The 22,715-nt window shown below is 70.2% G+C and carries 22 protein-coding genes; 11 read left to right on the plus strand and 11 right to left on the minus strand.

The window, feature by feature from the left end:
• The first annotated feature begins 18 nt into the window (after nt 1-18).
• The 4 genes from CBM2586_RS27465 to CBM2586_RS27480 all read left to right on the plus strand — a co-directional run bounded on the left by CBM2586_RS27465 (nt 19) and on the right by CBM2586_RS27480 (nt 4,091).
• Nucleotides 19-222 (plus strand): cold-shock protein, encoded by a 204-nt coding sequence (locus CBM2586_RS27465; protein WP_012356773.1) that lies wholly within the window; start codon nt 19-21, stop codon nt 220-222.
• 222 nt (nt 223-444) lie between these two features.
• Entirely contained in the window at nt 445-1,308 is an 864-nt protein-coding gene (hpnD, locus tag CBM2586_RS27470; protein WP_115666175.1) for a presqualene diphosphate synthase HpnD, read from the plus strand.
• Between the two features lie 60 nt (nt 1,309-1,368).
• Nucleotides 1,369-3,402, plus strand: a complete 2,034-nt coding sequence (gene shc, locus CBM2586_RS27475) for a squalene--hopene cyclase (RefSeq protein ID WP_115666174.1) — start codon at nt 1,369-1,371, stop codon at nt 3,400-3,402.
• On the plus strand, nt 3,399-4,091 hold the full coding sequence (locus tag CBM2586_RS27480; protein WP_115690996.1) for a phosphorylase: 693 nt from the start codon (nt 3,399-3,401) through the stop codon (nt 4,089-4,091). Before shc ends, CBM2586_RS27480 begins: the two co-directional genes overlap by 4 nt.
• Nucleotides 4,092-4,192: 101 nt before the next feature.
• On the opposite strand, the gene CBM2586_RS27485 is transcribed toward CBM2586_RS27480, so the two are convergent.
• Nucleotides 4,193-5,458 (minus strand): Hsp70 family protein, encoded by a 1,266-nt coding sequence (locus CBM2586_RS27485; protein WP_115690998.1) that lies wholly within the window; start codon nt 5,456-5,458, stop codon nt 4,193-4,195.
• A gap of 230 nt (nt 5,459-5,688) precedes the next feature.
• Between CBM2586_RS27485 and CBM2586_RS27490 the strand changes: the two genes are divergently transcribed.
• Nucleotides 5,689-6,888, plus strand: a complete 1,200-nt coding sequence (locus CBM2586_RS27490; RefSeq protein ID WP_115666172.1) for a CaiB/BaiF CoA transferase family protein — start codon at nt 5,689-5,691, stop codon at nt 6,886-6,888.
• Entirely contained in the window at nt 6,885-7,748 is an 864-nt protein-coding gene (locus tag CBM2586_RS27495; protein WP_115666171.1) for a citryl-CoA lyase, read from the plus strand. Before CBM2586_RS27490 ends, CBM2586_RS27495 begins: the two co-directional genes overlap by 4 nt.
• A gap of 35 nt (nt 7,749-7,783) precedes the next feature.
• Here the strand turns inward: CBM2586_RS27495 and CBM2586_RS27500 are convergent, their stop codons facing one another.
• Together CBM2586_RS27500 and CBM2586_RS27505 are read right to left on the minus strand one after the other, a co-directional pair.
• Nucleotides 7,784-9,031: a GGDEF domain-containing protein gene (locus CBM2586_RS27500; protein WP_115691000.1), complete on the minus strand. Its 1,248-nt coding sequence runs from the start codon at nt 9,029-9,031 to the stop codon at nt 7,784-7,786.
• A gap of 214 nt (nt 9,032-9,245) precedes the next feature.
• Complete coding sequence (locus tag CBM2586_RS27505; protein ID WP_115666169.1) at nt 9,246-9,995, minus strand: IclR family transcriptional regulator; 750 nt, start codon at nt 9,993-9,995, stop codon at nt 9,246-9,248.
• Between the two features lie 426 nt (nt 9,996-10,421).
• Between CBM2586_RS27505 and CBM2586_RS27510 the strand changes: the two genes are divergently transcribed.
• Together CBM2586_RS27510 and CBM2586_RS27515 are read left to right on the plus strand one after the other, a co-directional pair.
• Entirely contained in the window at nt 10,422-10,655 is a 234-nt protein-coding gene (locus tag CBM2586_RS27510; RefSeq protein WP_231942684.1) for an IclR family transcriptional regulator, read from the plus strand.
• A 161-nt stretch (nt 10,656-10,816) separates the two neighbouring features.
• The gene (locus CBM2586_RS27515) at nt 10,817-11,182 is read left to right on the plus strand and encodes a helix-turn-helix domain-containing protein (RefSeq protein ID WP_115691524.1); all 366 of its coding nucleotides are present in this window, start codon (nt 10,817-10,819) and stop codon (nt 11,180-11,182) included.
• Between the two features lie 2 nt (nt 11,183-11,184).
• Here CBM2586_RS27515 and CBM2586_RS27520 read toward each other — a convergent pair whose 3' ends face one another.
• From CBM2586_RS27520 to CBM2586_RS27540, 5 genes are all read right to left on the minus strand, one after another.
• Nucleotides 11,185-11,955 (minus strand): class I SAM-dependent methyltransferase, encoded by a 771-nt coding sequence (locus CBM2586_RS27520; RefSeq protein ID WP_115691002.1) that lies wholly within the window; start codon nt 11,953-11,955, stop codon nt 11,185-11,187.
• A 61-nt stretch (nt 11,956-12,016) separates the two neighbouring features.
• Nucleotides 12,017-12,898 carry an ABC transporter permease gene (locus tag CBM2586_RS27525; RefSeq protein ID WP_115691004.1) on the minus strand — a complete coding sequence of 294 codons (882 nt, stop codon included), beginning with the start codon at nt 12,896-12,898 and terminating at the stop codon, nt 12,017-12,019.
• 15 nt (nt 12,899-12,913) lie between these two features.
• Complete coding sequence (locus CBM2586_RS27530) at nt 12,914-13,750, minus strand: ABC transporter ATP-binding protein (RefSeq protein WP_115666166.1); 837 nt, start codon at nt 13,748-13,750, stop codon at nt 12,914-12,916.
• A 2-nt stretch (nt 13,751-13,752) separates the two neighbouring features.
• Complete coding sequence (locus CBM2586_RS27535; RefSeq protein WP_115691006.1) at nt 13,753-14,763, minus strand: ABC transporter substrate-binding protein; 1,011 nt, start codon at nt 14,761-14,763, stop codon at nt 13,753-13,755.
• An 80-nt stretch (nt 14,764-14,843) separates the two neighbouring features.
• The gene (locus CBM2586_RS27540; protein WP_172587127.1) at nt 14,844-15,773 is read right to left on the minus strand and encodes a TauD/TfdA dioxygenase family protein; all 930 of its coding nucleotides are present in this window, start codon (nt 15,771-15,773) and stop codon (nt 14,844-14,846) included.
• A 372-nt stretch (nt 15,774-16,145) separates the two neighbouring features.
• On the opposite strand from CBM2586_RS27540, the gene CBM2586_RS27545 reads away from it, so the two are divergent.
• Nucleotides 16,146-17,420 carry an O-acetylhomoserine aminocarboxypropyltransferase/cysteine synthase family protein gene (locus CBM2586_RS27545; protein ID WP_115691010.1) on the plus strand — a complete coding sequence of 425 codons (1,275 nt, stop codon included), beginning with the start codon at nt 16,146-16,148 and terminating at the stop codon, nt 17,418-17,420.
• A gap of 115 nt (nt 17,421-17,535) precedes the next feature.
• Here CBM2586_RS27545 and CBM2586_RS27550 read toward each other — a convergent pair whose 3' ends face one another.
• From CBM2586_RS27550 to CBM2586_RS27560, 3 genes are read right to left on the minus strand one after another with little or no spacing between them, the layout of a single operon-like run.
• Nucleotides 17,536-18,495 carry a lysylphosphatidylglycerol synthase domain-containing protein gene (locus tag CBM2586_RS27550; protein ID WP_115666162.1) on the minus strand — a complete coding sequence of 320 codons (960 nt, stop codon included), beginning with the start codon at nt 18,493-18,495 and terminating at the stop codon, nt 17,536-17,538.
• Nucleotides 18,492-19,724, minus strand: coding sequence for a cardiolipin synthase ClsB (clsB, locus tag CBM2586_RS27555; RefSeq protein WP_115666161.1), 1,233 nt, complete (start codon nt 19,722-19,724; stop codon nt 18,492-18,494). Before clsB ends, CBM2586_RS27550 begins: the two co-directional genes overlap by 4 nt.
• Before the next feature lie 54 nt (nt 19,725-19,778).
• A complete protein-coding gene (locus CBM2586_RS27560; RefSeq protein ID WP_115666554.1) occupies nt 19,779-20,135 on the minus strand; it encodes a hypothetical protein in 357 nt (118 codons plus the stop codon).
• Between the two features lie 178 nt (nt 20,136-20,313).
• Between CBM2586_RS27560 and CBM2586_RS27565 the strand changes: the two genes are divergently transcribed.
• On the plus strand, nt 20,314-21,135 hold the full coding sequence (locus CBM2586_RS27565; protein WP_115666160.1) for a MetQ/NlpA family ABC transporter substrate-binding protein: 822 nt from the start codon (nt 20,314-20,316) through the stop codon (nt 21,133-21,135).
• 467 nt (nt 21,136-21,602) lie between these two features.
• A complete protein-coding gene (pdhA, locus tag CBM2586_RS27570; protein ID WP_115666159.1) occupies nt 21,603-22,688 on the plus strand; it encodes a pyruvate dehydrogenase (acetyl-transferring) E1 component subunit alpha in 1,086 nt (361 codons plus the stop codon).
• The last annotated feature ends 27 nt before the right edge of the window (nt 22,689-22,715 follow it).

Raw genomic sequence — 22,715 nt, forward strand, 5'->3', positions numbered from 1 at the left:
TTCAAGGTTGAGATAGATATGGAAACCGGTACCGTTAAGTGGTTCAACGACGCCAAGGGCTTCGGCTTCATCACGCCGGACGAAGGCGGCAATGATCTGTTCGCGCATTTCTCCGCCATCGAAGGCTCGGGCTTCAAGTCGTTGAAGGAAGGCCAGAAGGTGCGCTACGTCAAGGCCATGGGCCAGAAGGGCGAACAAGCCACCAAGATCCAGGCCCTCTGATACCGGTGAGGTCCCGCTGGCCCGACGGGCCGGCCGCCAAGAAAGCCCCGCAGTGTCGCGGGGCTTTTTTGTTGCTGGCGCGTTGTGCTGCAGCACGGCTCTGCCCGTGTCGTTGCAGGTGAAATTGCTATAATCGCCCGACCCACAACCACCTCCCGGCGGGTTGCGCGCACGAAGCCGCGCGGCCGGCGCGGGATGGTAAGCAGCGTGTCGAGGAGTTACGTGGCCGGTACTCAGATCGCAGCTTCAGACAGCCGTGTCGCCATCGGCGCCCAGGCTGGTCCCGCCGCCTCGTCGGGCAGCTCCTTCCATGCCGCGTTGCGCATCCTGCCGGCGGCACAGCGCCAGGCCATGTTCGAGATCTACGCGTTCTGCCGCGCCGTCGACGATATCGCCGACGGCGATGCGCCGCATGCCGAGCGCCTGGCCGCGCTCGATGCCTGGCGCCGCGACCTCGACGCCTGCTACGCAGGCACCCCGCCCGCGCCACTGCAGCCGCTGTGCGCGCAGATCCGCGCCTTCGACCTTCAGCAGGCCGACTTTCTCGCCGTGATCGACGGCATGACCATGGACGTGGTGCAGGATATCCGCGCGCCCGATGCCGCCACCCTCGACCTGTATTGCGACCGCGTGGCCAGCGCGGTGGGCCGGCTGGCGGTGCGCGTGTTCGGGCTGGAGACGGATTGCGGGATGGCGCTGGCGCACCACCTGGGCCGCGCGCTGCAGCTCACAAATATCCTGCGCGATATCGACGAGGATGCCGCCATCGGCCGGCTCTACCTGCCGGCCGAGGCGCTGGCGGCGGCCGGCATTGCGCCCGCCACGCCCGCGGCGGTGGCCGCGCATCCGGCGCTGGGCCAGGCATGCGCGGCCGTGGCGCGCGAGGCCCAGGCCCACTACGACCAGGCCTGGGCCATCATGGCGCGCTGCCCGGCACGCCAGGTGCGCTCGCCGCGCATCATGGCCGAGGTCTACCACCGCATCCTGGCGCGGCTGTGCGCGCAAGGCTGGCGCGCGCCGCGCCAGCGCGTGCGCCTGCCGCGCGCGCAATTGCTCTGGATCGTGCTGCGCCACGCCATCGGCTGAGCGCGGCACGCCGATGCACGCCGGGGCCGGCCACGCCGGGCGCCGGCACAAGGAGGTTGCATGTCGATCAACGAGACCGCCCTTGCCAATGCCGCGCCGCAGGTCGATGCCGCGCAGCGTGAGCCGGCTGGCCCGGCGAAAGCGCCGGCGACGCGCTTGCCTGCGCCCGCGCTCGACCACGGCATCGGCCGGGCGCTCGACGCGCTGCTGCACCAGCAGCGCCCCGACGGCCACTGGGTCTACGAACTCGAAGCCGACGCCACCATCCCCGCCGAATACGTGCTGATGGTGCACTACCTCGGCGAAGACCCCGACCTCGACCTGGAAGCGCGCATGGCCCGCTACCTGCGCCGCATCCAGAACCCGGACGGCGGCTGGCCGCTGTTCCATCAGGGCCGCTCCGACGTCAGTGCCAGCGTCAAGGCGTACTTCGCGCTGAAGATGGCGGGCGACGATCCGCAGTCCGCGCCAATGCAGCGCGCGCGCCGGGCGATCCATGCCATGGGCGGCGCCGAGGCCAGCAATGTGTTCACGCGCACGCTGCTGGCGCTGTACGGCGTGCTGCCATGGAAGGCGGTGCCGATGATGCCGGTCGAGATCATGCTGCTGCCGCGCTGGTTTCCGTTCCACCTGTCCAAGGTCTCGTACTGGGCGCGCACGGTGATCGTGCCGCTGCTGGTGCTCAACAGCCTGCGGCCGCAGGCGCGCAACCCGCGCGGCGTCGGCATCAACGAACTCTTTGTCGGCAACTGCCACACGGTGGGCCTGCCATCGCGCGCGGCCCACCAGCATGCCGGCTGGTACACGGTGTTCCGCGGGCTCGATGCGCTGCTGCGCGTGGCCGAGCCGCTGTTTCCGCGCGCGCTGCGCCGGCGCGCCATCGCCACGGCGCAGCGCTTCGTGCGCGAGCGCCTCAATGGCGAGGACGGCCTGGGCGCGATCTTTCCCGCCATGGCCAACAGCGTGATGATGTTCGAGGTGCTGGGCGTGCCGCCCGACGATCCGGCGCGCGCGCTGGCGCGGCGTTCGCTCGAGCGCCTGCTGGTCGAGCACGGCGACGAGGCCTATTGCCAGCCCTGCCTGTCGCCGGTGTGGGATACCGCGCTGGCCACGCATGCGCTGCTGGAAACCGGCGAAGCACGCGCGGCGCAGGCCGCCGGGCGCGCGCTGGACTGGCTCAAGCCACTGCAGGTGCTGGACCTGCGCGGCGACTGGGCGGTGCGCCGCCCGCTGGTGCGCCCCGGCGGCTGGGCCTTCCAGTACGCCAACGCCTACTACCCCGACGTCGACGACACCGCGGTGGTGGCCGCCGCCATGGACCGTTTCATGCGCGCGCACCATGCGCCGGGACGCTATGGCGAAGCGGTGGCGCGCGCCACCGAGTGGATCGTCGGCATGCAGAGCGGCAACGGCGGCTGGGGCGCCTTCGAGCCCGAGAACACGCACCTGTACCTGAACAACATCCCCTTCGCCGACCACGGCGCGCTGCTGGATCCGCCCACCGCGGACGTGTCGGCGCGCTGCCTGTCGATGCTGTGCCAGACCGGCGCCACCCCGGGCAAGAGCGAGCCCGCCGCGCGCGCGCTGCGCTACCTGCTGGCCGAGCAGATGCCCGACGGCAGCTGGTTCGGCCGCTGGGGCACCAACTACATCTACGGCACCTGGAGCGCGCTGTGCGCGCTGAACGCCGCCGGCCTGGGGCCGGAAGCGCCCGAACTGCAGCGCGCAGTGGCGTGGCTGGCGCGGATCCAGAACGCCGACGGCGGCTGGGGCGAGGACGGCAGCAGCTACCGGCTCGACTACCGCGGCTACGAGCCGGCCCCCAGCGTCGCTTCGCAAACCGCGTGGGCGCTGCTGGCGCTGATGGCTGCGGGCGCCGCGCAGCATCCGGCGGTGGCGCGCGGCATCGACTACCTGCTGCGCACGCAGCAAGCCGGCGGGCTGTGGCATGAGCCGCGCTTTACCGCGGTGGGCTTCCCGCGCGTGTTCTACCTGCGCTATCACGGCTATGCGCGCTACTTTCCGCTGTGGGCGCTGGCGCGCTACCGCAACCTGCAGCGCGGCCAGGGCGGCCAGGTGTCATGGGGGCTGTGACCGCGCCGTTCGTGCTGGTCGTCACCGGCATGGCATTCGAGGCGCGCATCGCGGCCGGGCCGCATTGCCGCGTGGTGCACGGCGTGCGCGGGCTGGCGCTGGAGCAAGAGGTGTCGGCCATGGCCAGCCGGCAGTGCATGGGCATCCTCAGCTTTGGCGTGGCGGGCGGGCTGGAGCCAACGCTGGCGCCGGGCGAGGTGGTGCTGGCGGATGCGCTGTGCGCGCCCGGCGAGCGCTACGACACCGATTCCACCTGGCTGCGCGCCATGCACGCAGCGCTGCCGCATGCGCGCATCGGCATGGCGGCCGGGGCCGACCAGCCGGTCCTGACGGTGGCCGCCAAGGCATCGCTGCACCGGGCCACGGGGGCGTTGTGCGTCGACATGGAATCGCACCTGGCGGCGCGCATGGCGGCGGCGTGCCGGCTGCCCTTCGCGGCTTGCCGGGTGGTGATCGATCCGGCTTCGCGCGCGGTGCCGGCCGCGGCTGCAGCCGGCATGGGCGAACAAGGCAAGACCGATGTGCCCGCGGTGCTGCGCGGACTGCTGCGCGCGCCGGGAGACTTGCCGGCGCTGCTGCGCCTGGCCCGCGACGCCGCGGCCGCGCGCGGGGCGCTGCGCGCGGCGAGGCTGGCGCTGGGGGACGCGTTTTGCTTGCGCGACATGCGTTCGCGGCAGGCGGACTTCTGAACCGCTGATGGGTACTCCCTATCCCGCAGGCGCGAGAGGCGAGCGAACCCGCGGCGACATCAATGCTTCGCCGCTTGCAGCTCCCGCTTTGTTTCCTCCCCTCACCCAAACTTCCTTACCGCATCCAGCGCCAGCCCGCTGCCGATGCTGCCGAAGCGGTCCCCTTCGACGCAGCGCGCCTCGGGCAGCAGCGCCGCCAGTCGCTGGCGCAGCAAGGGCACGCTGCTGGAGCCGCCGGTGAAGAAGATGGTATCGACCGCGGTGCCGCGAACGCCGGCGTCGGCCAGCAGCTTGTGCACGGTCTGCTCGATCTTCGTCACCAGCTTGTCGATCGCGTCATCGAACTCGTCGCGCGTGATGGTCAGCGCCAGGCCCGGTTCCAGCCGGTGCAGGTCCACCTCGGTGCTGCCCGTGTCCGACAGCGCGATCTTGGCCGCTTCGACCTGGATCGCCAGCCAGTGCCCGGCGCGCTCGCGGATCAGCCGCACCAGGCGGTCGAGCTTGACCGTGTCGGCGGCGTCGCGATAGTTGTCCATCACCAGCGACCACGCCTTGCGCGTATAGAGCAGGTTGATGGTGTGCCAGCTGGCCAGGTCGAAATACTGGCTCGACGGCATCGCCTTGCCGTTACGCAGCGCGCTGCCCAGGCCCAGCAGCGGCATCGCCCGCGCCAGGCTGAGTGCGCGGTCGAAATCGGTGCCGCCGATGTGCACGCCGCCGTTGGCCAGGATGTCGTCGCGCCGGTCGCTGCGCGCGGCGCGCTCGGGCGACAGCCGCACCAGCGAGAAGTCCGAGGTGCCGCCGCCGATATCGGCGACCAGCACCAGTTCCTCGCGCGTGATGCCGGCCTCGTAGTCGAAGGCGGCCGCGATCGGCTCATACTGGAACGCGATCTCGCTGAAGCCCGCGTCGCGCGCGATGCCGGCCAGGGTGTCTTCGGCCAGCCGGTCAGCCACCGGGTCCTCGTCGATAAAGAACACCGGACGCCCCAGCACCGCGCGCGAAAAGCGCGTGCCGGCGGCCTGCTCGGCGCGCGTCTTCAGCTCACCGATGAAATGCGCCAGCAGCTTGCGGAACGGCATGGCCTGGCCCATCACCTCGGTGCTGTCGTCCATCATCGAGGTGCCCAGCAGGCTCTTGAGCGAGCGCATCAGCCGGCCCTCGTAGCCCGCCAGGTAATCGCCCAGCGCGGCGCGTCCGTAGCTGACCAGCGGATCCTCGGCATGGAAAAAGATCACCGACGGCAGCGTCGCCTTGCCATCCTCCAGCGGCAGCAGCGCGGCCGCGCTGCCCGGCCGGCTCCAGCCCACCGTCGAGTTGGACGTGCCGAAATCCAGGCCGCATGCGTTTGACATCTTCGATTCCATTTTCCTGCCAGCAAAGTGGCCCGCGCGGCGCAAGCCCCTCGCGGGCGGGGGCGCTATTGTAGGGCAGGGACCGGGTCCGTGCCTGCCGAACTGCGCCGGACATCACGGCGGCGCGGCCGAGCCCAACCTTGACATGGATGCAGGCGGCTCCTATGCTGCGAGTGTTCTTTACAAAGGATCAATGTTCTGTTGTACAGAATATTCTCTGCAACGGAGACATCTCCCCCGCCATGCAAAAACCGTTACGGAATGTCCGCGTGCTCGACCTCACCAATGTGCTGGCCGGGCCGTTCTGCTGCCACCAGCTGGCCCACCTCGGCGCCGAAGTGATCAAGGTCGAAACCCCCGGCAGCGGCGACCTGGCGCGCCAGCTGGGCGCCGACCCGGAGCTGAACCAGCGCCTGATGGGCGTGTCGTTCCTGGCGCAGAACCCCGGCAAGCAGTCAGTCACCCTGAACCTGAAGCACGCCAGGGGCAAGGCCGTGTTCCGCAAGCTGGTGCAAAGCGCCGACGTGGTGGTCGAGAACTTCCGGCCGGGCGTGATGGAGCGCCTGGGACTGGGCTATGAAACCCTGAAGCAGGACCACCGGCGGCTGATCTACTGCGCGATCTCGGGCTTCGGCCAGGACGGGCCGCTCGCCGGCCTGCCCGCCTATGACCAGATCATCCAGGGCATGGCCGGCGTGATGCAGATCACCGGCGACGCGCACAGTGCGCCGCTGCGGGTGGGCTATCCGGTGTCCGACACCATCGGCGGGCTGACCGCGGCACTGGCGGTGTCGGCGGCGCTGGCCGATACCGGGCGCACCGAGGGCTGTTTCATCGACGTCTCGATGCTGGAGGCGACGCTGGCCACGATGGGCTGGGCGGTGTCCAATCACCTGATCGCAGGCCGGGCGCCCACGCCGATGGGCAACGAGAACATGACCGCGAGCCCGTCCGGCACGTTTCGCACCGCCGACGGCCTGCTCAATATCGCGGCCAACAAGCAGGAACAGTTCGAAGCGCTGTGCCGCGTGGTGGGCCGCCCGGCGCTGGCTGACGACGCGCGCTTCGCCCAGCGGCAGGCGCGGCTGGCCAACCGGGCCGCGCTGACGCAGGCGCTGGAAGCCGAGCTGGCAACCAGGCCGGCCGCCGAGTGGTGGCCGCTGCTGACCGCGGCCGGGGTGCCGGCGGGGCCGGTTTGGGACGTGCCGCAGACGCTGGCCCATCCGCAGGTCAGCGAGCGCGGCATGATCGGCGAGTTTGCCGACGCCCCCGGCGTGGGCCGTGACATCCGCGTGGTGCGCACCGGCTTCAAGCTCAATCGCGAAGCGCCGGCGGTCGACACGCCGCCGCCGCAACTGGGCCAGCATACGCGGGAGGTGCTGGGCCACCTGGGCTACAGCGATGCGGACCTCGATGAACTGAGCCGGGAGGGGGCGATATGAGCGGCAGCCAGACCCAGGAGGATGGCATGGACATCGGCCAGCGCCTGTCGCAGGACTGGTGGCACACCGGCATCATCGACATGCGCCCGGGTGAAATCCGCTACCGCGGCTACCCGATCGAGCAGCTGATCGGCCGGGTGTCGTTCGCGCAGATGATCTGGCTGATGCTGCGTGGGGAGCTGCCCGGCCCGGGCCAGGGCGAACTGCTGGACGCGGCGCTGATGGCCGCCGTCGACCACGGGCCGCAGGCGCCCAGCATCGCCATCGCGCGCATGGCGGCCACCTGCGGCGTGGGGCTGAACAATGCCATGGCGTCGGCCGTCAACGTGCTGGGCGACGTGCATGGCGGCGCGGGCGAGCAGGCGGTGGCGCTGTACCAGGACGTGGCACAGCGGCTCGACGCCGGCAGCGCGATGGCGCTTGCCGTCGAAGATGCGCTGCGGCACTACCGCGACCTGCACGGCAAGTACGTTGCCGGCTTCGGCCACCGCTTTCATCCGGTCGATCCGCGCGCGCCGCGGCTGCTGGCGCTGGTCACGCAGGCGGCGCACGACGGCGTGGTAAGCGGTCGCTACGCGGCCATCGCGCGCGCGGTGGAGGCGGCGCTCGGCGCCGGGCGCGGCACGCCGATCCCGATGAACATCGATGGCGCCACCGCGGTGATCTACGCCGAACTGGGCTTTGCCGCGCCGCTGGCGCGCGGGCTGTTCTGCCTGTCGCGCTCGGTCGGCATCCTCGCGCACGCGTGGGAGCAGCAGTGCGAGGGCGGACGCAACAAGGGCCCGCTGCCGCGCCAGTTCCTGTGGCGCTATGACGGCGCGCCGCCACGCGACGTGCCGGAGCCGGGCTCGCCCGCATAGGCGGCACGACCCAGCGGCAGACCCGGAGCGCGCGCTCAGCCGGCCAGGTCGGGTGCCGGCTGCAGCAGCGGCGCGGCCGCCGCGCCCGCAGCCGGCTCCGCCATCGACGACGCCAGCACATAGCGGTCGCGCCCGTGCGCCTTGGCGTGGTAGAGCGCGCGGTCGGCATCGGCGAACAGGGTCCGCCACAGTGCCTCCCTGCTGCCCGGGCCGCCGCGCAGCTGCGCCACGCCGATGCTGACGCTGGCATGGCCGCGCCCGGCGGGCAAGGCGATCCCATGCACCTTGCGCAGCACGCGGTTGGCCAGTGCCGAAGCCTGCTGCTCGTCGGTATGCGGGCACAGCACGCAGAACTCTTCGCCGCCGTAGCGGCCAGCCACGTCCGAGGCGCGGCGCGAACTGTCCAGCGCCTGCGCCACTTCACGCAGCACCGCATCGCCGGCGTGGTGGCCGCAGCTGTCGTTGACCTGCTTGAAGTAGTCGATATCGATCACTAGGCACGACAGCGGCTGGCCGTCGCGCTGCCAGCGCGCCACCAGGGACAGCGCCGACATCTCCAGCGCGCCGCGGTTGAGCAGCCCGGTCAGGGCGTCGATGCGCGCGCCGCTTTCGTTGTGCGCGACGATCTGCTCCATCGCCATCACGGTGAAGCCGAACAGCCCGAGCAGCGTGGCGATCAGCGGCGCCAGCACCCAGGCCGAATCGGCCGGGGCGGCGAAGAACAGGGTCAGCGGCGCCGCCGCCGTGGCGCCCGGCGGCAGGCTCATGGCATGGCTGAAGCCCGCCAGTTGCGTCGCCAGTTGCACCAGGCTGGCCACCAGCACCAGCGGCGCCCCGATGCTGCGGCGCCCGCGCCCGGCGCGCGCCAGCGTGGCGAAGGTGGCCAGCGCCACCAACGCCAGCACGCCATAGACGATGCGCAGCACCAGCTGCGGGCCTTCGGGGAGGCCGCTGAAGGCCGCCATCAGCCCCAGCACGATCGCGCCCGCACCGGCCAGCGCGCCCGGATGCGCCGGCACGCCGTAGTAGACTCGCACGCCGCGGTAGATCAGCAGCCAGCCGGCGACGAAAGCGAATGCGCCCAGCGTGCCGAGCTGGCCGGTGCCGCTGGCGGCGCTGACCGCCAGCGCCAGGCCCGCGGCCGACACCAGCACGTGGCCGAAGGCCCACAGCCGCCCCGCCGTGCTCGCGCGCAGCGCGAACACCAGCCCCGCTGCAATGATCAGCGTGCCGCAGAAAAACACCATCATCACCACCGCAATGGTCTGCTGGTCCAGGTGCAAGGGATTTTCCTCAAGGGATGCCGTCCGCCTGCCGTCAATATCGATCGGCGGGCATCGGGCCACGGGGGCGCGACGCGAGGCATGCGGGCGCTGATTTCATCCGACGTGACGTGCGCTGTTTTTCATGCCAGCTGCATGATAGCCGGTGCCGGCGCCAGCCTGGCACCCCCTGCAAGCCGGGTCGGCTGCGCGGCACCCCGCCGGAGGCTTGCGCTCAGTCCGGCACGGCCGGTTCCGGGGTACCGTAAGGCGCCGTACCGCCGAGCGCGCGCGTCAGCGCGCGCGCAGCCTGCAGCACATCGGCGCGGAAATCGTCGCGGTAGCGGGCCGCCGGGCAGGTCAGCGTCAGCGCGCCGGCCAGCACACCGCCCGGGCCGAATACCGGCGCCGACACGCCGGCAAGATCGGGGCTGCGGTCGCCGACCAGCGCCGCCACACCGTCCTGCCGGATGCGGTCATAGAGCTGGCCGGGCTCGCCGGCGAAGGCGCGCAGCACGCGCGCGCCAGCGCCGCGGTCGCGCGGCAGCAGTTCGCCCGCGCGCACGTGGTCGCGCACCGGCTGCGGCGAATCGACGCGGTACAGGCACAGCCGGTGCTCGCCCTGCTCGACGTGAAAGGCCGCGCTCTCGCGCGTCACGTTGACGAGCTCGCGCAGCGCCGGCATTACCACCGCCTCGAGCGAGAACGACGCCGCGTAGACCGCGTGCAGCCGCGCCACCTCCGGCCCCAGGCCATAGCGGCCGTCGGCGTGGCGCAGCACCAGCCCGGCGTGCTCGAGCGAGGCCAAGAGGCGCAGCAGCGTGCTCTTGTAGAGGCCGCTGCGCTGCGCCAGTTCGGCCAGCGCCAGCGCGCCATCGCCGAGGCGGAACACCGACAGCACGAACAGGGCCCGGTCCACGGCGATGGCGCCGCCGGCGGCGGCGTGCTTGTCGGCTTCGGAAACCTGTGCGGCTTTGCGTGGCATGGCGGGCGGCGGGCGATGAGCCTGGACGGCGGAACGAAACGATGCGCCACCGTATAGAACGCTCCCGGCGTTGTCAATCGGCGCGCACCGCGGCCCACATGTGCGCTGGCGTCGACGCGGGCACGCTTGCTTGGTGGCGTTTTTCTGCAACACCCATACCCGCTGCCTGGCACGGCCGGGGGCTCCCGCAAGCGCCCCGCAAGCGCATTTTGCGACCTCTGGACCGCGCATGCGCCACATCGCGTGCACCGCGCTTAGCCTATTCGCCACTCCTGGCTTTGCAAGCGGAATCAGCGGGGTAAATCCCCCCGGCTTTTGCTTTAGCGGCCGCTGCGGCGGATGGATAGAATCATGCGTTGCTCAACTCCGCAACGTCCTGCTGTTTCCGCCGCAATGTCTCATCGCCGTGCTATTCCCGACCTTGGTATGACCGTTCCCGCACTCTCGCTTGGTGCCATCCTGGACGACCTGCGCAGCGCCCCGCGGCCGCTGACATCCGCGGAATATGCATACCTGGCCCAGCTGCGGCAGCGCATCGTCACCGGCGACGCCGACTTGTGGACCACGCTCGAAACCGCGGGCGTGCCATGCAGCGAACGCCGACTGTCGCCGGACGTGGTGCTGGCACTGACCGCGATCGGCCAGTTGCCGATGCACTGACCGCGTAGCTGCCGCACGCTTCGCTGGAAGATTCCGCGCTGCATTTCTGAATCCGGCTGCCCACCGGCACCACGTCGCCCCGCTACGATCGATTCACTTCGATCCGCCGGGGACCCGAAGCAGCGCGCGAACGCGAAACGCCCCCCGGCCATGACATGGGCATGGCATACCGACTCATCAACCGGCGCGTCTCCTTTCTTTCCTTGCGTGTCTTTGTCGCGCTGATGCAGCATCGCGACGCCGGCCGCGCCGCCCAGGCGCTCGGCATCCAGCCGCAACGGCTCCACTACCAGCTGCGCCAGCTCGAGGCCGCGCTCGGCGTGGCGCTGTTCCAGCCCAGCGGCACGCGCTGGCTGCCGAGCGCGGCCGGGTGCAATGCCTTGCCCAAGGTCCGCGCCATGCTCGACATCTGGGAACAGATCCAGGCCAGCACCCGCGCGCGGCGCCGTGCGGAAGCAGACCGCCAGCGCGAGCGCTGCGCGGTGCGCGTCGGCGCGGCCTTCTGGGTGCGGCAGGCGACCATGTAGGCTCAGGCGAGCCGTTCGCAGTGGTAGGCCTCGGTGCGGTACGGGAAGGCGACCTCGGCGCGTGCCGACAGTGCCGGATGCTGCGCGATGAGCGCGTGCAGGCGCGCGCGCACGCGCGCCTGTTCCGGCTCGGGCAGCGACGCAATGAAGCTGACCGACATGACGCGATCCACGATCACACGCTGCGGCGGCCCCACATGCGCGTACGGCAGGCTTTGCAGCGTTAGCGGCCCGAAGCCTTCGGCGGGAAAGACCCGCTTCCAGTCGCCCTTGTGGAAACGCGGCGCGTCGCCTTCATAGGGCGCCATGATGGCGGTCAGCTGCGCCACCCAGTCCACGCTTTCATCCCTGACGTTCCATACCAGTCCGAGCCGGCCGCCGGGGCGCAGCACGCGGCGCATCTCCGCCAGTGCCCGCGCGTTGGCAAACCAGTGGAACGCCTGTGCGCAGACCACGACGTCGACGCTGGCCTCTGCCAGCGGGACCGCCTCGGCGCTGCCCTCCAGGACTTGCACCGGCCCCACCGCGGCCGCCAGTTGCGCCCGCATCTGCGCCACCGGCTCCACCGCGATCACCGTGGCGCCGGTCTGCACCAGCCGGCGCGTGAACTTGCCGGTGCCGGCCCCGAGATCGAGCGCCACGCGGCCCGCATGCAAGCCAAGCGCGCCGCGCAGCCACGTGTCGATTTCGGCGGGGTATTCGGGTCGACCGCGTGCGTAGGTATCGGCCTGGCTGGCGAATCCCTGGGCGGCGGCTTGATGGATGATGGTCATGGGCAGGCTCCGGTAGGCTACCGCAGCCGTAGCCTACGCGCGCGCGCGCCATCGGACAAGGCTAGTGCTGCATGCCCCAGCGGCGCACCGTCAACCGCTCCAGGGTGGTGAACACCAGCCCCTCGACCAGCAGGCCGATCAGGATCACCGCGGCCAGCCCCGCGAATACGCGGTCGGTATAGAGCTCATTGCGGTTCTGGAAGATGAACCAGCCCAGCCCGCCCTGCCCCAACGAGGCGCCGAACACCAGTTCGGCGGCGATCAGCGTGCGCCAGGCGAAGGCCCAGCCGATCTTCAGGCCCGACAGGATCGCGGGCAGCGCCGCCGGCACCAGTACCAGCGCGACATAGCGCAGCCCGCGCAGCCCGTAGTTGCGCCCGGCCATGCGCAGCGTCGGCGGCACCGCGCGGAAGCCGGCATACATGTTCAGCGCCAGCGGCCACAACACCGAATGGATCAGCACGAACACCAGGCTGCCGGTGCCAAGCCCGAACCACAGCAGCGCCAGCGGCAACAGCGCAATCGCCGGCAGCGGGTTGAACATGGCGGTGACCGTGTCCAGCAGGTCGCGTCCGAGGCGCGTCGATACCGCCAGCGAGGTCAGCACGAACGCCAGCACGATGCCGGCGGCGTAGCCGCGCAGCAGCACCGACAGCGACATCGCCGCCTTGCCCGGCAGCTCGCCGCTGGCCACCGCCGCGCCAAAGGCGCGCAGCGTGGCCAGGCAGGACGGCAGCAGCAGGTCGTTGTCCTGGATGCGCGCCACCGCTTCCCAGATCAGTCCCAGCGCCAGCAGGATCATGGCCTTGCGCAGCCAGTCCTGCTGCCACGCGCGCTGGTGCCACGGCAGTGCGCGCGCCAGCGGGGCCTCGGTGAAGGGCTCGGGCTCGCGCTCGTATTCGGGCCGCAGCGGGTCGGCCAGGTTGAGAGAGGGTTGGGTCATGATGCAAGGTCCGTTTCAGCGTGCCGCCGCGCTGCGCGCCTGCGGCAGATCCGTGGTGCCTGGCGCGTCGAACAGCAGGCCATGGATGCGCCGCGCCGCGGCCTGGAATTCGGCGCTGCCCTGGCTCGCCAGGTTGAACTGGTGGCTGTCGAGCTCCGCGCGCACGCGTCCCGGATGCGGCGACAGCAGCAGGATGCGGCTGCCTACCACCAGCGCCTCTTCGATCGAATGGGTGACGAACAGCAGCGTCAGCGCGGCGTCATCGCACAGCGCCAGCAGTTCCTCCTGCATGCGCCGGCGCGTCAGTGCGTCCAGCGCGGCAAAGGGTTCGTCCATCAGCAGCACCTTGGGCCGCATCGCCAGCGCGCGCGCGATCGCCACGCGCTGCTTCATGCCGCCAGACAAAGTATGCGGATAGGCGCCGGCAAAATCGGCCAGGCCTACCTTGCGCAGGCTATCGAGCGCCAGTTCGCGCGCGGCGGCGCGCGGCAGGCCACGCGCGTGCCGCAGCGGGAATATCACGTTCTGCAGCACCGTCTTCCACGGCGGCAACTGGTCGAACTCCTGGAACACCACGATGCGGTCGGGGCCCGGCTGCTGCACGCGCCGGCCTTCGAGCCGGATCTCGCCCTCGCTGGGCGCGACGAAGCCCGCCACCGCCTTCAGCAGCGTGGACTTGCCGCAGCCCGAAGGGCCCAGCAGCACGAAGCGGTCGCCCGCGTGCACGTCGAAGCTGACGCGGTGCGTGGCGCGCACCAAGCGTTCGGGGGTGCGGTACTCCAGCGACACGCCGTCCACCTGCAGCAGCGGCGCGGTGCGGTCCGAGACCACGCGCAGGTTGTGGCTGGCCATGCTCAGCTCCCTTGCGCGGTGACAGGGTCCGGGAAGAAATAGTCCTGCCAGGACTTCGGCTGGTTGCGGATCGCGCCGACGCGATGCATGAACGCCGCCAGCGCAAAGGTGTTCTGCGGCGCGACGCGGAACTGCACCTGCGGGTTCTTCAACACGCGCAGCAGCAGCGCACGGTCGGTGCGGGCCTTGCTCTGGCGCAGGTAGATGTCGGCGGCGGCCTCGGGATTGGCGGTGGCAAAGGTGGCGGCCTCGGCCAGCGCATCGATGAAGGCGCGATAGGTCTTCGGGTTGTCATTGCGGAACTTCTCGGTGGCGTACAGCACCGTGGACGAACTCGGTCCGCCCAGCACGTCGTACGAGTTCAGCACGATGCGCGCGTTCGGGTTGCCGGCCAGCTCCTGCTCCTGGAACGGCGGGTTGCCGAAGTGGCCGGTGATCTCGGTGCCGCCGGCAATGATGGCCGCCGCCGCATCCGGATGCGGCACCGCAACGGTCCACTTGTCGAGGCGGTTGTACTCCTTGTCGCCCCACTGTTTGGCTGCGGCCAGCTGCAGCACGCGAGACTGCACCGAGACGCCGACCGCCGGCAACGCGATGCGGTCCTTGTCGGTGAAATCGGCAATGGTCCGGACCTTGGGATTGTTGCTGACCAGGTAGTAGGGGAAGTTGCCCAGCGAGGCGACACCGCGCACGTTCTGCTTGCCATGGGTGCGGTCCCACAGCGTCAGCAGCGGACCCACGCCGGCGCCGGCAATATCGATGGCGCCCGACAGCAGCGCGTCATTGACCGCGGCGCCGCCGGACAGCTGGGTCCATTCGACCTTGATATCGACGCCCTGCCGGCGGCCGTGCTTTTCAATCAGTTGCTGGTCGCGCGCCACGTTGAGCAGCAGGTAGACCACGCCGAATTGTTCGGCAATGCGCAGCCGGCCTTCGGCGTGCGCGGTGCCGGTGATGGCCAGGCCGGCGCTGAGCGCCAGCAGGCCGAGCCTGCGGGAAAGACGAGAAAACATGTTCCGGACTCCGGAGGATGCGGTGGACTGGCACTCGCGCAAGCGAGCGCACGGGATGGCTGGCGATCACGCTGCCGCGCTCAGCGCGGCACGTCGCCTTCAATGGTGGTGCGGTACATCACGCGCCGCAGATGCGGCGGACAGCCGGCCGCGAGGTGCAGCAGCGAGCGGTTGTCCCAGAACACCAGGTCGTGCGGCTGCCAGCGGTGGCGATAGAGATGCGCGGGCCTGACGCTGTGCGCAAACAGCTGGTCCAGCAGCGCGCGGCTTTCGTCCTCGGGCAGGCCGACGACGCGGGTGGTGAAGTGTTCGCTGACGAACAGCGCCTTGCGCCCGGTTTCCGGATGGGTCCGCACCACCGGCTGCAGCACCGGCCGGACCTGCTCCACCTGCTCGGGCGTCAGGTCGGGCCGCCACGGGCTGCGCTGCTGCAGTTCGGCGTAGCGCGCCAGGTAGGTGTGTTCGGCTTGCCGGCCATCGACGGCATGCTGCAGCGCGGCCGGCAGCGTATCCCACGCCAGGTGCATGTTGGCGAACAGCGTATCGCCGCCCTCGGCGGGCAGCTCGCGCGCATGCAGCAGCGAGCCCAGGCTGGGCCGTTCCTTGTACGACAGGTCCGAATGCCAGAAGTGGCCGGCATCGCCCAGCCCGATCGGTTTGCCGTTTTCGACCACGTTGGAGACCACCAGCACCTCCGGATGGCCGGGCAACTGGAACTGGTGCAGCACGTGTACCTGCAGCGGGCCGAAGCGGCGACTGAAGGCAATCTGCTGCGAGGGCGTGATGCGCTGGTCGCGGAACACCAGCACGTGGTGGTCAAGGTGGGCGCGATGGATGCGGGCGAAATCCGCTTGCGTCAGCGGTTGTGACAGGTCAAACCCGATCACTTCGGCGCCGAGCGGCGCATCGAGCGGGCGGATCTCGAAGCGGCCGGCGCCGCAAGCGTGGATGGCAGGATGCGGCGCGCCGTGCTGGCGCGAAACACTGGCGGGGGCGGTTGCGGTCGTCATGGCAGGCTCGGGCATAGGAAGAAAGCCGACGCGGTCCCTTGCTCGTTGCCGGGGATGCCGCGTGTAAGCTCGCACTGTAGGCAGCCGGCGCTGGCACGGTCAACGAATCAAAGCGCCGACGCTTATCCGCTTATCGCATATCGCGCTTCGCACGACCGGACTCGACCTTCGCGTCATGCCGCGCATAACCACATGCAATAACCTTCCTTGCCGCGCGCACCGGCAGTGGGCGACGATGGCGGCGATGCCCGCTACGGCGCTGGTACCATCGCACAGCCTGGTACGCCCGTGCGGGCGCACCGCCCGGCATGCCCGGCGCCGCAACCGGGGCCTCCCCGACGCGCCGGTCCGGCACACAACAGAGAGAACACGATGAGACTCGAAACCCTGGCCGTCCACGGCGGCTATTCGCCCGATCCCACCACCCGCGCGGTGGCCGTGCCGATCTACCAGACCGTGGCCTACGCCTTCGACAACGCACAGCATGGCGCGGACCTGTTCGACCTGAAGGTGGCCGGCAACATCTACAGCCGCATCATGAACCCGACCAACGACGTGCTCGAGCAGCGCCTGGCCGTGCTCGAAGGCGGCGTGGGCGCGCTGGCGCTGGCGTCCGGCATGGCAGCGATCACCTATGCGATCCAGACCATTGCCGAGGCCGGCGACAACATCGTCTCGGCCAGCCAGCTCTACGGCGGCACCTACAACCTGCTGGCGCACACACTGCCGCAGTCGGGCATCGAGACCCGCTTTGCCGATGGCCGCAATCCGTCCAGCTTCGGCGACCTGATCGACGCGCGCACCAAGGCCGTGTTTGTCGAGTCGGTGGGCAACCCGCTCGGCAACGTGGTCGATATCGCCGCGATCGCGCGCGTGGCGCACAGCCACGGCGTGCCACTGATCGTCGATAACACGGTGCCGTCGCCCTACCTGTGCCGGCCGTTCGAGCATGGCGCGGATATCGTCGTGCATTCGCTGACCAAATACCTGGGCGGCCACGGCAACAGCGTCGGCGGCGCCATCGTCGACAGCGGCAAGTTCCCGTGGGCGCAGCACAAGGAGCGCTTCCGCCGCCTGAACGAACCGGACGTGTCGTACCACGGCGTGGTCTATACCGAAGCACTGGGGCCGGCCGCCTATATCGGCCGCGCGCGGGTGGTGCCGCTGCGCAATACCGGCGCGGCGCTGTCGCCGTTCAACGCGTTCCTGATCCTGCAGGGCATCGAGACCCTGGCGCTGCGGCTGGACCGCATCACCGACAATGCGCTGGCGATCGCGCGCCACCTGCGGCAGCACGCCAAGGTGGCGTGGGTCAATTTTGCCGGCCTGCCCGACCACGCCGACCACGCGCTGGTGCAGCAATACCTGGGTGGCCGGGGCCCCGGCATCCTGTCGTTCGGCCTCAGGCAGGGCGGCCGCGAAGGCGGCGCGCGCTTCCTCGATGCGCTGCAGCTGTTTACGCGGCTGGTCAATATCGGCGATGCCAAGTCGCTGGCCACGCACCCGGCGTCGACCACGCACCGCCAGCTCAATGCCGAAGAACTGCAGGCCGCCGGCGTCAGCGAAGACATGGTGCGGCTGTCGATCGGCATCGAGCATATCGACGACCTGATCGAGGACCTGGACCGCGCGCTGGCAGCGGCCTGACCCCCGGCCCAACCCGATACCGCTGGTTTGCTCCCCTCTCCCGCTCGCGGGAGAGCGGCCGGGGGAGAGGGCAGGCGCGGACTATTGCCGCGCACGTTCACACCGACCCGAACCCCTACCCTCCACCATGCTTGCCGCGCGCCTCCAGCACGAAGTAGCCCACCGAACCGATCATCAGCGGAATCAGGTAATACAGCGCGCGGTACGCGATCAGCGCCGCAAGCAGCAGCCCGTGCGGCACCTGGTCGCCCAGCATCGTCAGGAACACGGTCTCGATCACGCCCAGCCCGCCGGGAATGCGCACCACCACGCCCGCCAGCCCCGACGCCAGCAGCACGCCCAGCACGGTGAAGTACGTCGCATGCGTATGCAGCAGCGCGTACAGGATCGCGCCCATCGACATCCAGTGGGCCGCCGACAGCGCGCATTGCAACGCTGCGAAGGGCACCGTGGGCATATAGACGTCGTGGTCGCGCACGGTGCGGTGACGGCCGTGCCAGAGCGCGCACGCGGCCAGGTAAGCGGCCGGGAGCGCCAGCATCAGCACGCCCAGCATCCGCGTCAGTGCCGCCGGAATGCCCCACTCCGGCGGCAGCACCACCAGCTCGCCGGCGAGGATCGCGCCCGCCAGCACGGCATAACCAAGCCAGTTGCTGCTGACCACCACCACGAACAGGCTCCAGATCTGCGGTGCGCTCAGCCCCGCCCGCGAATACAGCCGGTAGCGCACGCCCGCCCCGCCGAGGGTGGCGCCAAGGTTGAGGCTGAGGGTGTAGCTGACATAGGAGATCGCCATCACCCGGCGCAGCGGCAGGGGGTGCCCGGCATAGCGGCAGCCGAGCACGTCGAACTGGCTGTACAGCAGCCCGCTCAGCGCCACGAAGCCGGCCGCCGGCAGCAGCGTGCGCGCATTGAAGCCGCGCAGCGCGGCCAGCACCGCGTCCCAGTCGATGGTGCCCAGCTTGCGCGCGATCAGCGCCAGCACGGCGGCAATGAAGAGGATGCCGATGGCACGGCGCCAGGCCGGCCAGTGCGCGTGCTGGCGGATCGCGGACAGGGCCTCGGCGCCCGTCATTCCGCGCCCCCGCGCAGCACCACCACGCGCCGCGCATTGCGCCGCCCGCCCGGCATGGGCTGCACCAGCCGCGGCGCATGCGCCGGCAGCCAGCCCGCCCACGCCGGGAAGCGGCGCAGGAAGTGGAACATCAGCGTCGCGCCCAGCGCATCAAGCCGGTTGCGCGGCGACTCCTGCCCCGGCGGCACCGCACGGCAGCGCGCGCCGATCAGCGCTTCGAGCCGGCCGCGCAGGTGGCATGCGAAGGCTTCGTCGCGGATCACGAGATTGGCCTCGAGGTTCAGCGACAGGCTCAGCGGATCGAGGTTGCTGGAGCCGACCGTGGCCCAGTTGTCGTCCACCACCGCGACCTTGCCGTGGAAGGGCCGCTCGACGTACTCCAGGATCTGCACGCCGGCATCCTGCAGCCGGGCGTAGAGCAGGCCGCCGGCGCGCGCCACCCACGGCATGTCGGGCTTGCCCTGCAGCAGCAGACGCACCCGCACGCCGCGCGCGGCGGCTTCGCACAGCGCATGCAGCAGCCGGTAGCCCGGCAGGAAGTACGCGTTGGCGATGATGACCTCGCGCCGCGCCGCGCGGATCGCGTCGAGGTAGGCAAACTCGATGTCGTTGCGGTGGCGGTGATTGTCGCGCGTGACCAGGCACGCGCGCGCGGCAAGCGTGCGCGCATCCGTCCCCGCGCGCGCGGCCGGGGGCTCGGGGAGGGGGAGCGGCGGACATGCCCCGGGCATCGCCCGCACCAGGAAGTCGTGCACCTGGCGCGCGAAGGGTCCGCGGATTTCCACCGCATAGTCCTGCTTGGCCAGCGGCCCGAACTGGTACAGGTGCTGCGCCGAGAAGTTGAGGCCGCCGACGAACGCCACCTCGGCATCGACCGCGATCAGCTTGCGGTGCATGCGCCGGAAGATATGCGTGCGCACGCCGAACAGCCGCGGCCGCGGCGAGAATGTGCAGAACTGCACGCCCGCGTCGACCAGCCCGGCGATAAAGTCCGGCGACAGGTCATGCGAGCCGAAGCCATCCACCGTCAGCGCCACGCGCACGCCGCGGCGCGCGGCCGCCAGCAGTGCCGCGTGCAATTTGTGGCCTACCTCGTCTTCAAAGAGGATAAAAGTTTCCAGCAGTACGCTTTCGCGCGCGCGCGCAATGGCGTCGAACACGCACGGAAAATACTCCTCGCCGTTCTCCAGCAGGCGGAAGTGGTCGGAAGCGGATGGCAGTAGTGTCATGGCCGGCAAATCGCCGCAAACACCATGCCAGCAAAAACCCCACGCCCGCCGCTGCTAACCGCGGCGCCGGCCGCGCCGCCAGCGCGCCAGCACTGCCGCGGCCAGCGCACCGGCCGCGAGCCCGGCAACGAAGATCGCCCCCGCCATGCCACTCCACGCGCCCGCGCCAGCGTCGTCGGCGCGGCCCCGCGCCAGGGGCGCGAGCGACTGCCAGTCGGCGGCGGTGAACTGCGTCATCGCCGGCGCGCCATCGAGGCCATACACGCACACCTCGCCGCCGGGCAGCTTGCAGAAACGCGCCGGCGGACAACTGCGCAGGATGGCCTGGGTCTCGCCCTCGCCGCAGCGGGCGCCGGCGCTACGCAGCACCTGGATCGTGACGTCGGGATGCTTGGTCAGTTGTTCGGGCATGGCCACCTCCCATGGCTGTGCAAACGGGTGACGCGTTCCTACAGCGTAGGTCCTTATTCCATGCCGACATATCACCATGCGTATTCGCTCGTTCGTCCATCGGCTGCCTTTCCATACAATGGCCCGACTGCCACGGTGCGACGCGCCGGCAGACAACCACATCAAGAGGGAGCATCCGATGCAATACGGGAAATTCGGCCTGGCCGCGCGGCTGGCGGCAGCCGTGCTGGCGCTGGGCGTGGTGCAAGGCGCCGGCGCGGCCGATCCGGACAAGAAGGAAATCCGCTTCGGCGCCACCGCCGGCCCGTATGCCGACCAGATCCGCTATGGCGTCAAGCCAGTGCTGGAACAGCGCGGCTACAAGGTCACCATCGTCGAGTTCAGCGACTACGTGCAGCCCAACCTGGCGCTGGCCGACGGCGCCATCGACGCCAACGCCTTCCAGCACGTGGCCTACCTGAAAAAGTTTTCGGCCGACCGCAAGCTGGCGCTGAGCGACGTGATCCAGGTGCCGACCGCGCCAATCGGCATCTACAGCCGCAAGCACAAGGCACTGGCCGAGGTGAAGGCGGGCAACACCGTGTCGCTGCCGAACGACCCGACCAATCTCGCGCGCGCCATCGCCATCCTGCAGCAGATCGGCTGGGTCACGCTCAAGCCCGGCACCGACCCGATCCGCGCCAGCGAACGCGATATCGACGCCAACCCGCACCAGCTCAGGCTGGTCCAGCTCGAGGCCGCGCAGTTGCCGCGCTCGCTCGACGATGTCGACTATGCCTTCGTCAACGGCAACTATGCGCTGGCCTCGGGCCTGAAGCTGACCTCGGCGCTGGCGCTGGAGAAGATCCCGGACTACTACATGAACCTGGTCGCGGTGAAGACCGCCGACCTGAACAAGCCCTTCGTCAGGGACATCCGCGAGGCCTACCAGTCGGCCGAGTTCAAGGCGGTGACGCAACAGCGCTTCGCCGGCTTCGTGCCGCCGCGGTACCAGCGCTGAGCCTGTGCCAGGCCCCGATGCCGCGCGCATTGCTATATCGCCTGCTGCCTCGCCCGGAATCGGCCTGATGCAGGTTCCGCGCTTGAACGTGCAGCACCGGCTCGACACCGGACAGTTGCCGGAAGTCATGCCCGGCTGGCGCGCGGCGAGCATGCCGGTGTCGCTGCTTGCTCCATCCGCACCGGCGCCAGCGCTCGCAACGGCTCGGTGTTCCTGGAGTGGTTGCGCGCTGATGCAGCCGCACCTGGCAGGCTGAGCGGCGGCCCGCGCCCGCTTGGCCGCATTGTGCGCAGCAAGACAATTTCGCGCGGCGCCGGCCGCGCAAATGCCCTACACTCAAGCTCAAGTCCCCCGCGCCCAAAAAGCATGGCAGGGATCACAACGCGATCATTGCCGCGGAGGGCTGCGAAGATCCTCGCCCCGGTCCGCGCGGATCCTGTCGAGACAACCGCATCGAGAGACCTGCCATGTCCACGGTTGCGCGCTTTGAGATCGGCTATACCCGCTACCTTGCCCCGCCGGGCGACACCACTCCTCCCACTGCTTCCCCTCCACCGTTCGCCAGCGACCCTGATGCGCTGGTGCCGCTGTACCAGGCGATGGTGCTGACGCGCCAGTTCGACCTGAAGGCGATCGCGCTGCAGCGCACCGGCAAGATCGGCACGTTCGCGTCGGCGCTGGGCCAGGAGGCCATCGGCGTGGGCGTGGCCTGCGCCATGCGGCCCGAAGACGTGCTGGTGCCCTCGTACCGCGACCACGCGGCGCAGTTTGTGCGCGGCGTTACCATGACCGAGAGCCTGCTCTACTGGGGCGGCGACGAGCGCGGCAGCGGCTTTGGGGCGGCGCCGCATGACTTTGCCAACTGCGTGCCGATCGGCACCCAGGTGTGCCACGCGGCCGGCGCCGCCTACGCGTTCCAGCTGCGCGGCGAGCGGCGCGTGGCGGTCTGCCTGCTGGGCGACGGCGGCACCTCCAAGGGCGATTTCTATGAAGGCATGAACATGGCCGGCGCCTGGCGCGCGCCGCTGGTGATCGTGATCAACAACAACCAGTGGGCGATCTCGATGCCGCGCAGCGGCCAGACCGCGGCGCAGACGCTGGCGCAGAAGGCCATCGCCGCGGGCATTCCGGGCGAGCAGATCGACGGCAACGACGTGGTCGCGGTGCGCCATCGCGTCGGCGAAGCGATCGCGCGCGCGCGCGACGGCGGCGGCCCCGCGCTGATCGAGGCCATCACCTACCGGCTGGGCGACCACACCACCGCCGACGATGCCTCGCGCTACCGCGACGAGGCCAGCGTCAAGGCGCACTGGCAGCACGAGCCGCTATTGCGGCTGCGCACCCATCTGCTGGCCCTGCATGCCTGGGATGCGGCGCGCGAGGAGGCGCTGGTCAGGGCGTGTTCGCAGCAGGTGGCGCAGGCGGTCGAGACCTACCTGGCGATGCCGCCCCCGGACCCGGCCGCGATGTTCGACTGCCTGTACGCGGCCATGCCGGCCGAACTGCAGGCGCAGCTGGAGATCGCGCGGCGCTTCCCGGCGCAACACGGCTAGCCGCGCTGGCAGCGCTGTCCGCGCACT

Origin of the sequence: Cupriavidus taiwanensis, assembly GCF_900250115.1 — a bacterium.
GTDB classification, from domain to species: Bacteria; Pseudomonadota; Gammaproteobacteria; order Burkholderiales; family Burkholderiaceae; genus Cupriavidus; species Cupriavidus taiwanensis_B.

Excerpts from the sequence above, each read along its gene's own strand:
- CBM2586_RS27465 (WP_012356773.1), top strand. The coding sequence starts at position 19 with ATGGAAACCGGTACCGTTAAGTGGTTCAACGACGCCAAGGGCTTCGGC.
- shc (WP_115666174.1), top strand. The coding sequence starts at position 1,369 with ATGTCGATCAACGAGACCGCCCTTGCCAATGCCGCGCCGCAGGTCGAT.
- CBM2586_RS27485 (WP_115690998.1), bottom strand. The coding sequence starts at position 5,458 with ATGGAATCGAAGATGTCAAACGCATGCGGCCTGGATTTCGGCACGTCC.
- CBM2586_RS27490 (WP_115666172.1), top strand. The coding sequence starts at position 5,689 with ATGCAAAAACCGTTACGGAATGTCCGCGTGCTCGACCTCACCAATGTG.
- CBM2586_RS27495 (WP_115666171.1), top strand. The coding sequence starts at position 6,885 with ATGAGCGGCAGCCAGACCCAGGAGGATGGCATGGACATCGGCCAGCGC.
- CBM2586_RS27505 (WP_115666169.1), bottom strand. The coding sequence starts at position 9,995 with ATGCCACGCAAAGCCGCACAGGTTTCCGAAGCCGACAAGCACGCCGCC.
- CBM2586_RS27510 (WP_231942684.1), top strand. The coding sequence starts at position 10,422 with ATGACCGTTCCCGCACTCTCGCTTGGTGCCATCCTGGACGACCTGCGC.
- CBM2586_RS27515 (WP_115691524.1), top strand. The coding sequence starts at position 10,817 with ATGGCATACCGACTCATCAACCGGCGCGTCTCCTTTCTTTCCTTGCGT.
- CBM2586_RS27520 (WP_115691002.1), bottom strand. The coding sequence starts at position 11,955 with ATGACCATCATCCATCAAGCCGCCGCCCAGGGATTCGCCAGCCAGGCC.
- CBM2586_RS27525 (WP_115691004.1), bottom strand. The coding sequence starts at position 12,898 with ATGACCCAACCCTCTCTCAACCTGGCCGACCCGCTGCGGCCCGAATAC.
- CBM2586_RS27530 (WP_115666166.1), bottom strand. The coding sequence starts at position 13,750 with ATGGCCAGCCACAACCTGCGCGTGGTCTCGGACCGCACCGCGCCGCTG.
- CBM2586_RS27535 (WP_115691006.1), bottom strand. The coding sequence starts at position 14,763 with ATGTTTTCTCGTCTTTCCCGCAGGCTCGGCCTGCTGGCGCTCAGCGCC.
- CBM2586_RS27540 (WP_172587127.1), bottom strand. The coding sequence starts at position 15,773 with ATGACGACCGCAACCGCCCCCGCCAGTGTTTCGCGCCAGCACGGCGCG.
- CBM2586_RS27545 (WP_115691010.1), top strand. The coding sequence starts at position 16,146 with ATGAGACTCGAAACCCTGGCCGTCCACGGCGGCTATTCGCCCGATCCC.
- CBM2586_RS27550 (WP_115666162.1), bottom strand. The coding sequence starts at position 18,495 with ATGACGGGCGCCGAGGCCCTGTCCGCGATCCGCCAGCACGCGCACTGG.
- clsB (WP_115666161.1), bottom strand. The coding sequence starts at position 19,724 with ATGACACTACTGCCATCCGCTTCCGACCACTTCCGCCTGCTGGAGAAC.
- CBM2586_RS27560 (WP_115666554.1), bottom strand. The coding sequence starts at position 20,135 with ATGCCCGAACAACTGACCAAGCATCCCGACGTCACGATCCAGGTGCTG.
- CBM2586_RS27565 (WP_115666160.1), top strand. The coding sequence starts at position 20,314 with ATGCAATACGGGAAATTCGGCCTGGCCGCGCGGCTGGCGGCAGCCGTG.
- pdhA (WP_115666159.1), top strand. The coding sequence starts at position 21,603 with ATGTCCACGGTTGCGCGCTTTGAGATCGGCTATACCCGCTACCTTGCC.